The organism is Sphaerisporangium album (assembly GCF_003323745.1).
Classification (GTDB): domain Bacteria; phylum Actinomycetota; class Actinomycetes; order Streptosporangiales; family Streptosporangiaceae; genus Sphaerisporangium; species Sphaerisporangium album.
In genome coordinates this window covers 467671-479021 of the sequence record NZ_QOIL01000005.1, presented here as the reverse complement: position 1 = coordinate 479021, position 11351 = coordinate 467671, and the positions used below count along the sequence as shown (strand labels likewise).

Below are 11351 nucleotides of genomic sequence, written 5' to 3'. Positions count from 1 at the left end.
TGCCCTTCGTCGGCGAGGTGCCGCCGCCGACGAACTCCCCGGTCACCCGGAACATGCATCCGATCTTGTCGGCAGACAGGATGCCGCATTCCGCCCACTACATCGGCATCTTCAAAGTCGTTCAACACCCTCGGTCGCCCGCGGAGGCGACCGCCACATGGGCGGGCCGTGCGACTACGAGCGGGCCCGTGAGGTTGCGACCCTCGGTCGCCCGCGGAGGCGACCGCCACCGCCCCCGCCGAGCGGGCGGCGCTCCAGGGGTGGGTTGCGACCCTCGGTCGCCCGCGGAGGCGACCGCCACGGCATCTGAGCAGGAAATATGCCTGGACAGCGCCGAAGACTATGGTTGTTCAATTCGCTTATCAAGGAACATATCGGGCCATACCTCATTGGGTAGGCCTGGCGTGTCGCGTGAGTGCTTCAGGTTCCGAACTAGAGGATGAGGGGTTCGTGGTGGGGTATGGGCTCGGCTATCCCCAGTCGGTGCACAGTGGTGAATCCGTCGCGGGGCAGGCGGTATATACGCACCGAGTCATCGCGGGGCTCGATGATTCTTTGGGCGCCGTCGAGGAGTGTGAGGAGTTCGGCGTCGGTACAGGTGATTTCGAATACGGATTTTTGAACTCGGTGTCCGTAACCTTCGCAGAGCTTGGCCATCTGGCGGAGGCGGCGGCGTCCTTCGGGTGTGGTGGTGGCCACGTCATAGGTCAGCAGGAGTTGCATTAGCTAAGCGTCCAGGGCACGTAGGAGGGCAGCTCACCTCGAATGTGCCGAGCGAGGAGGCGCGCTTGGACGACGGGTAGTAATGAGGAAGTCACCTTGCGGCCGAGCAGCTTGTGTGGCCATTCTTTGGTCTTCCAGCTTTGCCATTCGGTTAGAAGAAGTCGTCGGCCGTCTTCGGTGAGTTGGACGGCTCCTCCGGGGAGAGTTTCAAAGTGTTCGGCACGGACTTGTTTGCGATTGAGCAGGTTGAGAGCGAGTCGGTCGGCGTAGATCGGCCGGAACTCTTCCATCAAGTCCAGCGCCAAAGCAGGCTTGCCTGGGCGTAGGCCGTGGAGGAACCCCAGATAGGGGTCGAGGCCGACTTGTTCGGTGGCGCCGTGGACGAGGGTTCGGGTCAGGCCGTAGAGGAAGGACAGCAGTGCGTTGACCGGATCGGTTGGCGGCCGTCGAGTGCGACTGGTGAAGGGTGCCATGTCGGGCGGGGTACGCAGCATGCCGGTGAGCCCTTCGAAGTACAGGCGGGCGGCTTGGCCTTCGATTCCCAGTAATTCATCGAGGTTGGTCGCGTCGCGTGCGCGCGTCAGCAGGTTATCGAGGTCCTCGGTGATAGCTCGCAGCGAGATTTGAAGATTGCCGGTGGCGTCGCGGGCTCCTCGCAGCAAAACCTGTCGGGAATTGTGGAGCTTTCCGGCGACGCAGCAACGAGCGATCTGCAGGCGGGCGGCTGCGTTGGCATGGGCGAGATGCTGGGCGTGGCGCAGAAGGATATTGCCACGCGTGGGACCATCAACGCGGCCCAGGAAACGTCCTGACAGGCTCATCCATACGACTGATCGGCCGTCGTCGGCGCAGCGTGTGAGAAGTTCCGCCGATAGTGCCACGTGGCCGTAGACGACGATGCCGTCCAGACGGCGTAGGGGCAAGGTGCGTTTGGGGAGCTCTGGAACGACGACTTTGAGGCTGTCGTGATCGAGATGGAGGCTGGCACCTTGAGTTTGGACGTAGAGGGTGTTGAGAAGTTCAGTCATCCCATGCCGCCTCTGGTCGGGAGATAAACAAAGTGGAGGCCGTGTCGGTGTAGGCCTTGGTGCGTGCCAGGACACGAGGCATGCACATGTCGCGCATCGAGCATCGGCGGCATCGTTGGTCTGCGGGAGCGGTAGGCAGCGTCATGCTGGTCATGGTTTGCCTGACGGCGTGCGCCAGGGTGATGACCCGCTCGCGTAGGGTTTGGTCGATGTTGACGGTGTGTCGTCGCCGGTCTGTCCCCGAATAGATCAGCCCCTGAGGGACAGGTTTGTTGAACATGGCCTCCAGGCACATGGCCTGGCCGGCTACCTGGACATCGGCCGGTCCTCCGGTCGTATAGGTACCGGACTTGTGTTCGATAGGGAGGATGCGGCCGTCGTGGTGGATTTCGACGACGTCGCACACGCCGATGAGTCCTAGGTCGTCGTGCCAGACGGGGAGGGCCCGTAGGGTACGGATCGCGCCGCGGGTTTCGATCCCGGGCTCGTGTACCCGCTGGTGCATCAGGGTGCCACGGATGGTGGCCGCGTCGTCGGCATACCCGTCTTCCAGCAGGATGAGCCCAGCTTGGCGAGGGCAGTAAGCATGGTGTTCCAGTGCTGACAAGGTGACCTGCACCAGCGGGCCGCCAGTGAGGTCAGCCCGCTCCGCGGACAGGCTCATCCGACCAGTCGCGTGAGGGTGACGCCGTCGGGCAGGTCGTCGGCGACGGTGCGGTGTAGTCGCTGAACGAGCGCGGCGCGGTCTTGTCGGTGGACACCTGGATACGGTCGAACAGGGTGTGGGCGGGGGCGCGGCCGAAGGAGTCGTCGTGACTGAAGACATACAACCCGCGGAGCGCCATCTCCCCACGGGTGGAGGCACGGTCATGCTCGAACATCAAGGTCAGGGCACGCCAGAAGGTGTCCAGGTCCTGGCCGTCTACGCCGGTACGGCGCGCCAGTGGGGCGCTGAAGTGGCCGTATCCGAGATAGAGGCCGTAGGGGATCATGTGCTTGTTGCCCATTTCGGTTGACTCGCCCTTGTCGATGTCGTCCTGGCGGGTCTGGGTGACGCGGGTGATGCCGTGTTCTTGCGGGAGAACGGAGTGGATGGAGCGGGAGAAGGTGAGCTGCATCGGGCCTTGGACGCGTCCGCAGGGCTTGGTGCCGGTGCTCATGACCGCACCGAACATGCGCACGTCATAGAAGGTCTGGCACATCCATTGCTGTGCTTCGGCTTCGGACTTGCGCCGTTGTTTGGGGTCGAGGTTCAAGGCGGCGTAAGCGCGTTCGTGCTGGGCGTTCAGTGCTACTCCGGCTTCGACGTAGATGTCATAGCCGGCCACGCCTTCCTGGAGGAGCGCGACGGTGTTGCGGATCTTTCGTTTGATGGCGACGTCGGTGACCAGGCCTTGACCGGTTTCCGGGTCGGTGCGGGGCATGCCTCCGGCGTCGGGGTCGCCGTTGGGGTTACCGTCGCGAACGTCGAACAGGTAGACGAAGTCGTGCTTACGGGCGGGATCCAGGTGAGCTGACATTCGTGGTCCTTTCGAAGGGGGTGGGTCTACTGGGTTAGGCGGATTCGGTCGCGGCGGACTTGCTGGCGGCGGCCGCCCGGGCGGCGGCGCGGTCGGCGGCGCGCTGGTGGTGGTAGCCCAGGACGAATTGGCCTTGGCCGGCAAGGTCCAACGTGGCGGGCGGTTCGTGGTGGAGTTTCTCCAGCACCTCGTCCAGGCGTTTGTCCAGGGCGATGCCGGCCGCGCGTCGGTTGCCGCGCAGGCGGCGCAGGTGGCCGGTGGCGTTCTTGCGCAGCATCGTCAATACCGCCAGCGGACGGCCCATGGCCGCGCCGAAGTATTTGTCGGCGATGGTGGTGTTGATGTTGTCCAGTGCGGTGCGCTGGATGTCCTCCAGTACGGCGAACAGGCGTCCGCTGACGTAGCCGGGGTCGGTGCTGTCGCGGTTGAGGCCGTCCACCAGTGTCTCCTTCAGTGCGGGGTTGGCGCGGATGAGCAGCAGGCGCAATAGGGCGGCCCGGGCAAGGTCGACGTGACCATCGGCGCGGATGCGCTGGATGAGGCGTGCCAGCAACTTGACCGGCAGGGCTGTGCGATGCAGGGCGGCGGCCATGAGGTCACGTTCGGCGCCTGATGGGGCGCTGTCTTTGACGTACCCATGCTTGCCGTGCCGGCCGAGCGCGGCGGCCATGCGCCAGACCGGGACTTTTTGCGGGCCATCGGCCCACAGGTCGGTCATCGCGTGGTCGGCGAACCAGGAGTCGATGTTCTGGCACAGCGCGATCAGCGGTATGTCGATCCAGTCACGGATCACCACACGGCTTTGGTTGGCCGACAGCGTGATCGCATAAAAGGCGTTGCCGTCGAGCCAGGCGGCTCGGCGAGCCGGTGACAGGCGCACCTGCTCGATGATGGCGTTGACCTGCTCGGGGTTGGCATCGCGGACAGAGGCCAGCGGCGCGATGGGCGCCGGTCGGCGCAACCACCACGTCATGACGTTGTCGTTGCCGCGATGGTGGTGATGGGGGTCGGCCAGCAAGGCGTTGAGCGCCGACATGGCGCGGCCGCCGCAGGTGTCGCAGATGGGGGTGTTGGCCAGCTGGATGGTGCCGCCACGTCCTTGGGCGGTTTTGTTGATCGAGACTAGTTGGGCATCTCGTCCCCGGCCACCAGGTACGGGGATGGCACCGGACTTGACCGGCTCGGGAATGGTGTCCAGCAGCGGCCCTGGCTCGCCGCAGGCCAGACAGATGCCGTTCCCGTTTCCGGAGCTTTTCCGCGCACGGACGATGCTGCCCCAGACGCCCACCGCGGACGGCAGAGCGTGCACCCAGCCGTCATCGGTCCTGATCGCCACGACGTCGGAGACGGTGGCCTCCTCCGGGATGGCCAGCCGCGCGTGGGCGCCGCTGTGGAAGAAGGTGGCGATAGGGGCTGCCCGAGGTTCGTCCTTGGCCCACCGGTCGATCAGGTCGATGAAGTCGGCGTTGCGCCGCTGAGCATCGTTGATCTGTTTGCCGCTGTCGTCCTTGGCGACGGCGAGCGCGTATTGCAAGGTGTCGGTGAGCAGGAAGGGCAGTGACCCGGTCCCGGAGCGCTGCACATAGGGCGTGGCCAGGATCTGGCCGGCCTTGGCCTCGGCCGTGCTCAGGTCGATAAGGCGGTTGCCACGTGGCCGGCCTTGGGGATCCAGGTCGATGGCCCAGCGGACGCTGCGGTTGCGGTAGTAGGGCGGGGGCAGGTCGGTGCGGTCGCGGGCATGTTCCACCAGTTGCTTGATCAGCACGCTCTAGCTCCGCCCGCCTGTACGCACGGCTTGAGTGGTGGACTGCCCGGTCGGCAGCTCCACCCCGTGCTTGGGCACGGTGAGGACGCCTTGCCGGAGTTTGGCGTGAAACCAGCGGTAGCTTTCGCCCATGTCGTCGTAGCGGATGCTGTGCAGCATCACGCCAAGCTGCTCGTCATGCGGGATCGGGCTGCGGGGCGTGGGTGGGTGGAAGGAGGCGGAGAACTCGCGTACCCCGAGGAAGGGCTGGGAGTAGCTGGAGCCACGTTCGACCCGGCGACGGAATTGGTCGCGGTACTTGGCGTCGGGGTCGGTAGCGTGCGGGCGCAGCCGTACCTGGGCGTGGATGCGGTAGGCCACATCGCGCAGGCACACCATGTTGCGCTGGTCACGGTCCGCTTCGGCGTCAAAGCGCAACGAAGGGTCGGACATGGCCTCGCGGATCCAGCCGACCGTCAGCATCGAGGACACCTCATTGCGGCGAATCGACATCCACCGGATCGGCTGGAGTACCTCGATCTGCTCGATTCGGTAGGAGAATTCGGGCTTCCAGAAGATCGCCTCCAGGACGCCCTTGGCGGCTGAGGGCGTCATCACCGGATAGCTCAGCCGTTCGGTCTTGAATTCCGGGCGGGTGAAGCAGGCATAGGGGGCCTGCACCTCCACCACAAGCGGCGGGGGTGGGTGGTGAGCACGACGGGTGGTCAAAACACCAGCTCCTGGGGGTCGGGGGATGTGATCTCGATGCCTCGTTGGGGGTGGTAGTCGCCCAGCCACTCGATGAGGTCGCCTACGATCGGCGCGGCCAACCCCTCGGCAACGGCCCGGGCGGCTGCCCCTCGAGGCAACGTGGCCAGGTATGGGCGCAGAGCGCGAAGTTGCGCGCCGGCGCCGGGGTAGCCCGAGCGCAGATGGACCAGAATGCGCTGCAGCTCTTCGACATCCCCGTAGGGCACCGCTACGGGAACGGTCCACTCGTCGATCATGCGGAACAGCTCGGCCACCCGGGGAAAGTCATGGGCCTGGCGCTCCGTTTGGATCTCCTGGCCAGCTTGCTCCACGTTGTGGAAATCGAACCGCGCCCGGTAATAGCCCTCCAACGCATCCAGGTCATCTGGCGCGCAGTGCGGGCCGAACCGGTCACGGGTAGCTTCCAACGCCGCGCCGTACAAGGACTGGACGCCCTTATTGCCGTCCTCGGGGTCAAAGACGATGACCCGCCCATAGGGCAGGCGGCCACCACGGTTCACCCGCCCTGCGGCTTGCTGCATCGAATCCGCAGGAGCAACCGCCCGAAACCCCACCGGAAAATCAAGATCAACCCCGGCTTCCACCAACTGGGTACTCACGACCAAAACCGGCTCCAACTCCTTCAGCAGCCGCTTGATCTCCACCAAAGCGGCGCGGCGGTGCGCCGCCGCCATCCTCGTGGACAGATGCAACGCCGATCGATGCTGCTCGACCAGCTGATGCAGCCGGTTGGCGTCCTTGGTCGTGTTGACCACGGCCAGCGCCTGCGGTTGCTCCGCGACCCCGTGCGCTATCTGCGCCAATGTCGGCTTGGGGTCAAGCCGCCACTCATAACGCACCCGGTTGAGCGCCTTGTAGAGCGGCTTGGGTTCGGCGACCACCTCGTGGATCGGTGTCGCCTGCAGCGGAGTCAGGACCTCGAAAGGGGGTTGGGTGGCCGACGCCAGCAACACCGTCGAGCCGAACCGTTCGGTCAGCGTCCGCAAGGCAGAGGTGATCGGGACCAGCAGGCGATCGGGCAACGCCTGGACCTCATCCAGCACGATCACCGCGCCTGCCAGCCGGTGTACCCGCCGCATCGCCGCCGGCTTGTTGCTGAAAAGCGACTCAAACAACCGGATCGTCGTGGTGACCACGAACGGGGCATCCCAGTTCTCCGCCGCCAGTCGCTGCCAGCGCGCGTTGGCGTCCCCACCGTCCAAATCGATGCCGCTGTGGTGTTCCAGCACGACCGGCTCTTCGTCGTCGCGATCGAGCAACTGCCGGTAGACATCGGCGTTCTGCTCAGTGATCGACATGAATGGCACCGCCACCACCACACGCCGCAACCCACGAGCACGCGCGTGGTGCACCGCGAAACCCCCCGCGGCCAGCGTCTTACCCGACCCTGTCGGCGCGGGCAGGCGATAGATCCCCCGAGGTCCGCCGGCAGCGGCAACGGCCTGCTCGTACACCTCCTGGCGCAGCCCATCGACCGGAGAAGGGTTCGCATCGGACAACAGCTCCGCGCGCCGCCGCTCGTAACGATCAACCAGATCGGCGGCGCTGAGCGGATGAACCGCTCGCGCGGCAGCAGCGAAATGTGCCTCGGTGTCCAGGAAATCGGCGTCCACCACCGTGCTGTAGACCATGCGCACCAGAAGGTCCAGCGCATACGGATCCGCAGCAACCGCCTCCGGCTCGGTCAACCAACCGGGCAGGGCAATCGGCCCTGGCAGATGGATCTCCGGGACTATCTCGCCTACCCGCTGGATCGCCTCAGCCACCAACGGGTGATCATCAGCGAACTGCAACTCCGCCCTCAACCGTGCCCGGCTCGGAAGGCCACCGTGGTGACCGAACACGACAGCGGCCAGGATCCCCAGACCCTGCTGGTCCAGCAACCAGGTCCCCGCATGCTTGTGCGGCACCCCCACCGGGCCACCACTGCTCTCCGCCCGAATGAGACCGCGCTGCCACTCACACGAGCCCTTGCCCACGTCGTGCACCAAGCCACAGTGCGCCGCCAACGGCCCAGCACCGAAGATCTCCCCGAACGCCCCCGCCCGCCACGCCGTACCCCGCAGGTGATCGGCAAGCCCATGGCGCAGCCCATCACCATCACGCGCACTATGCGCCAACAGATGCTCGGCCATCCCACTCCCTTGTGGCGATCCAGCAAGAGGTGACTGTAGGAGACCGCACCGACAATTTCCGTGAGATCAACACACAAAGTTACCGAACAGATTCGATCACTCCGCGTTACGGCAGGTCGGTCCGCCAAATGCACCCCTGCGAGTGCTGATCCCCTGGAGGAGCGACCGCACCGAGGCCCTCGTTGTGAACGAGTCCGCCTGCTCGAGGTGTCCACCCCTCGATCACCCGAGGGGGCGATCGCCACTGCCAGCCGGGCGTTGACCGTGTAGTGGGTGGGGAAAGGCGTTGCGACCCGCAGCCGCCCGGAGGGGCGGCCGCCACCCGTGTTCCCTTCGATGATGTTGGTGACGCACGCGTTGCGATCCTCAGCCGCCCGGAGGGGCAGCCGCCACGCCCGGTGTGGGCCGTGACCGCGTCCGGCACCGTGGTTGCGATCCTCAGCCGCCCGGAGGGGGGGCCGCCACTCGATGCCGTGGACGCGGGCGGCGCGGCGGGCGTGGTTGCGATCCTCAGCTGCCCGGAGGGGCGGCCGCCACGCCCGACGATGCCGCGTGCCTTGGTGTCCCAGTCGTGTTGCGATCCTCAGCCGCCCGGAGGGGCGGCCGCCACCGACGGCGTGGTAGCCATCGCGGGCGAACAGGTGGTTGCGATCCTCAGCCGCCCGGAGGGGCGGCCGCCACGCGTGCCCGACGCCGGCCCGATCCTGGGCGGAATCGTTGCGATCCTCAGCCGCCCGGAGGGGCGGCCGCCACAGCAATCTTGCGAAACATGTCTTTCTCCCTTTGGTTGTTGCGATCCTTAGCCGCCCGGAGGGGCGGCCGCCACCAGACGGGCCGCCCTGCGACCGGAAAGGCACACCATGTTGCGATCCTCAGCCGCCCGGAGGGGCGGCCGCCACGCGTGCCCGACGCCGGCCCGATCCTGGGCGGAATCGTTGCGATCCTCAGCCGCCCGGAGGGGCGGCCGCCACAGCAATCTTGCGAAACATGTCTTTCTCCCTTTGGTTGTTGCGATCCTTAGCCGCCCGGAGGGGCGGCCGCCACCAGACGGGCCGCCCTGCGACCGGAAAGGCACACCATGTTGCGATCCTCAGCCGCCCGGAGGGGCGGCCGCCACGACAGCCCACAGCACGGTTACGACCATGCCCTGACCGTTGCGATCCTCAGCCGCCCGGAGGGGCGGCCGCCACACGTCGTAGACCTCGCGTCCGGCGGCGTTGACCTCACTGTTGCGATCCTCAGCCGCCCGGAGGGGCGGCCGCCACCTGAACCGAAGGATCGTTCTCCAGCCGCTTCGGCGCATGTTGCGATCCTCAGCCGCCCGGAGGGGCGGCCGCCACACGTCGCGCAGGTCGGCTCTACCGTTGCGGGGGCGTTGCGATCCTCAGCCGCCCGGAGGGGCGGCCGCCACTGGCGATGATCTGCCAGACGTCCCCGCCATAGATGTTGCGATCCTCAGCCGCCCGGAGGGGCGGCCGCCACCAGGTCTCGGTGACCATGGTGGGCTTGCCCCGGCGGTTGCGATCCTCAGCCGCCCGGAGGGGCGGCCGCCACTGATACTCCTTGACCTGAAATGCGCCGTGCTTGGTGTTGCGATCCTCAGCCGCCCGGAGGGGCGGCCGCCACGACGACGACGCTCGCGTGCCCGGCCCATCCGGAAGTGGTTGCGATCCTCAGCCGCCCGGAGGGGCGGCCGCCACCCATCATGCGTGTGAGCCCGAGCACTTTGCAGGCGTTGCGATCCTCAGCCGCCCGGAGGGGCGGCCGCCACCCATCATGCGTGTGAGCCCGAGCACTTTGCAGGCGTTGCGATCCTCAGCCGCCCGGAGGGGCGGCCGCCACCTGGCCCGGCGTCCGCCGCGCAGCTCGACGTCCAGTTGCGATCCTCAGCCGCCCGGAGGGGCGGCCGCCACCCATCATGCGTGTGAGCCCGAGCACTTTGCAGGCGTTGCGATCCTCAGCCGCCCGGAGGGGCGGCCGCCACCTGGCCCGGCGTCCGCCGCGCAGCTCGACGTCCAGTTGCGATCCTCAGCCGCCCGGAGGGGCGGCCGCCACACAGCGCGGCCCGGCGGACGAACACGCCGCGCTGGTGTTGCGATCCTCAGCCGCCCGGAGGGGCGGCCGCCACTTGTGGATCTCTCCGTGTGCCCCACTTCCTAGGCAGTTGCGATCCTCAGCCGCCCGGAGGGGCGCCCGCCACGCCTGTGGATCGGGGGCCGGTCACCGTATAGGAGCTTGTTGCGATCCTCAGCCGCCCGGAGGGGCGCCCGCCACTGCCGTACCAGCCGGCCACCGTCGCCGTGTACGGCAAGTTGCGATCCTCAGCCGCCCGGAGGGGCGCCCGCCACCGGCACTCCCGGAGACCTGCCGGAGGTGGGGGCGTGTTGCGATCCTCAGCCGCCCGGAGGGGCGCCCGCCACCCGGCCGGAGCATGGTTGAAGATCCGCGTGTGTGAACGTTGCGATCCTCAGCCGCCCGGAGGGGCGCCCGCCACCGGGGTGCCCTTGGCGCCCGGGGCCGGGGTGTAGGTGTTGCGATCCTCAGCCGCCCGGAGGGGCGCCCGCCACCGGTGCTGCCCAGCGATCGGAGCCACCACCCCAACGTGTTGCGATCCTCAGCCGCCCGGAGGGGCGCCCGCCACCGATCTGGATGACTTCGTCAGGCTCCCAGTACTCAATGTTGCGATCCTCAGCCGCCCGGAGGGGCGCCCGCCACGAGCTCGGCCAGGTGCTTCTCGGACTCGGCCGCGGCGTTGCGATCCTCAGCCGCCCGGAGGGGCGCCCGCCACCGCAGGTAGTCGGCCCAGGACGGGTTGACCACGCGGTTGCGATCCTCAGCCGCCCGGAGGGGCGCCCGCCACCTAGCCCCCGGAGCTGACCCGGTCGCACGGGCGTGTTGCGATCCTCAGCCGCCCGGAGGGGCGCCCGCCACCCGGTGAGGGTTTGAATCCCTCCGGCCACCGATGCGTTGCGATCCTCAGCCGCCCGGAGGGGCGCCCGCCACACCCGTCCCGGAGCTCCTGGCCCAGCTTGCCGTCGTTGCGATCCTCAGCCGCCCGGAGGGGCGCCCGCCACCAGCCCGTTGAAGAACGAGTTGGCGGGGCCGTTCAAGTTGCGATCCTCAGCCGCCCGGAGGGGCGCCCGCCACGGCATCTGAACAGCCCATACTCCTGAGCAGAGCCGGCGAATACCGTTGCTCAATTTACTTATCAAGGAACATACAGGGCGATACCTCCTTCGGAACGCCTGGCGTGTCGCATGAGCACTCCAGGTTCCGAAGCGGCAATATAGGTAACGACCAAACATCGCCAGATGAGCGTACAAGCGCAAGAACGATCAAACGATTTTGCCTCTACATCTGACAGTGACTGCCGCAGTACCCGTGCGCGGGTCGCGCACAACCATGGTCGCCGTGCCGACAGGGACGAGCT

7 protein-coding genes and 1 CRISPR repeat array are annotated in these 11351 nt (G+C 67.1%); all 7 genes read right to left on the bottom strand.

All coding sequences use genetic code 11. The features are described from left to right. Positions 1 to 432: 432 nt before the first annotated feature. Genes cas2 through DQ384_RS12015 form a run of 7 tightly spaced genes read right to left on the bottom strand, consistent with a single transcriptional unit; the run spans position 433 to position 7921 of the window. A complete protein-coding gene (gene cas2 / locus DQ384_RS12045) occupies positions 433 to 723 on the bottom strand; it encodes a CRISPR-associated endonuclease Cas2 (RefSeq protein ID WP_114028808.1) in 291 nt (96 codons plus the stop codon). Next, positions 723 to 1751: a type I-C CRISPR-associated endonuclease Cas1c gene (gene cas1c / locus DQ384_RS12040; protein WP_114028807.1), complete on the bottom strand. Its 1029-nt coding sequence runs from the start codon at positions 1749 to 1751 to the stop codon at positions 723 to 725. The genes cas2 and cas1c overlap by 1 nt, the downstream gene beginning before the upstream one ends. After that, entirely contained in the window at positions 1744 to 2415 is a 672-nt protein-coding gene (gene cas4 / locus DQ384_RS12035; protein WP_114028806.1) for a CRISPR-associated protein Cas4, read from the bottom strand. The genes cas1c and cas4 overlap by 8 nt, the downstream gene beginning before the upstream one ends. Further along, positions 2390 to 3271 carry a type I-C CRISPR-associated protein Cas7/Csd2 gene (gene cas7c, locus DQ384_RS12030; RefSeq protein ID WP_245966399.1) on the bottom strand — a complete coding sequence of 294 codons (882 nt, stop codon included), beginning with the start codon at positions 3269 to 3271 and terminating at the stop codon, positions 2390 to 2392. Before cas7c ends, cas4 begins: the two co-directional genes overlap by 26 nt. A 34-nt stretch (positions 3272 to 3305) precedes the next feature. Next, positions 3306 to 5036: a type I-C CRISPR-associated protein Cas8c/Csd1 gene (cas8c, locus tag DQ384_RS12025; protein ID WP_114028805.1), complete on the bottom strand. Its 1731-nt coding sequence runs from the start codon at positions 5034 to 5036 to the stop codon at positions 3306 to 3308. Positions 5037 to 5039: 3 nt separating this feature from the next. Continuing rightward, a complete protein-coding gene (gene cas5c, locus DQ384_RS12020) occupies positions 5040 to 5744 on the bottom strand; it encodes a type I-C CRISPR-associated protein Cas5c (RefSeq protein WP_245966398.1) in 705 nt (234 codons plus the stop codon). Beyond that, entirely contained in the window at positions 5741 to 7921 is a 2181-nt protein-coding gene (locus DQ384_RS12015; RefSeq protein ID WP_114028804.1) for a CRISPR-associated endonuclease Cas3'', read from the bottom strand. Before DQ384_RS12015 ends, cas5c begins: the two co-directional genes overlap by 4 nt. 285 nt (positions 7922 to 8206) lie before the next feature. Further along, a CRISPR array of direct repeats spans positions 8207 to 11068; the repeat unit is 37 nt; unit sequence GTTGCGATCCTCAGCCGCCCGGAGGGGCGGCCGCCAC. Positions 11069 to 11351: the final 283 nt, after the last annotated feature.

Bases quoted from the DNA above. Each gene is read 5' to 3' on its own strand.
- cas7c (WP_245966399.1), bottom strand. From the start codon at position 3,271: ATGTCAGCTCACCTGGATCCCGCCCGTAAGCACGACTTCGTCTACCTG.
- cas4 (WP_114028806.1), bottom strand. From the start codon at position 2,415: ATGAGCCTGTCCGCGGAGCGGGCTGACCTCACTGGCGGCCCGCTGGTG.
- cas1c (WP_114028807.1), bottom strand. From the start codon at position 1,751: ATGACTGAACTTCTCAACACCCTCTACGTCCAAACTCAAGGTGCCAGC.
- DQ384_RS12015 (WP_114028804.1), bottom strand. From the start codon at position 7,921: ATGGCCGAGCATCTGTTGGCGCATAGTGCGCGTGATGGTGATGGGCTG.
- cas2 (WP_114028808.1), bottom strand. From the start codon at position 723: ATGCAACTCCTGCTGACCTATGACGTGGCCACCACCACACCCGAAGGA.